Source organism: Serpentinimonas barnesii (assembly GCF_000696225.1).
Classification (GTDB): domain Bacteria; phylum Pseudomonadota; class Gammaproteobacteria; order Burkholderiales; family Burkholderiaceae_C; genus Serpentinimonas; species Serpentinimonas barnesii.
This window is the reverse complement of sequence record NZ_BAWN01000037.1, coordinates 1-408: the sequence shown is the minus strand read 5'-3', so window position 1 is coordinate 408 and position 408 is coordinate 1. Positions and strand designations below refer to the sequence as shown.

Below are 408 nucleotides of genomic sequence, written 5' to 3'. Positions count from 1 at the left end.
ACACCGGTCGATGCGGTCACGCTCAACCCGGAGCGCGACTCGGTCATCAAAGCGGCTGTGGCTGGCGCACATATTCAGGCGAAAGCTGCATGATTCAGGCGACAACTATCTTGACATGCGCCGGTGGACAAGACCACGGGCGAATTAAAGATCGTTCGGGTAGATGTGCCAAATATTCAAAAACCCTGACTGGAGTTATCATGTATTTGAAAGACTACAACGAGAGCAGAATTCAAGGACTGATGCGCCTTAGTAAATGGATGGAGCCAGATATGCACGTCCTTAGTGAACGTCGCATTGAGATGCTTGCCACCGGCAAAGGATCACGTTCCGGATGTTTGGGGAATCTCTTTGATGACTGCAATGTCCGCGCCATGCTCGCCTACTTCCGTGACGGCAACCTGCACG

General features: G+C 52.2%; 1 protein-coding gene. It reads left to right on the top strand.

All coding sequences use genetic code 11. The features are described from left to right. Window positions 1–200 precede the first annotated feature (200 nt). Window positions 201–408, top strand: a 208-nt coding sequence (locus SRAH_RS12160) for a hypothetical protein (RefSeq protein WP_045477235.1), incomplete at its 3' end; no start/stop codon positions are given.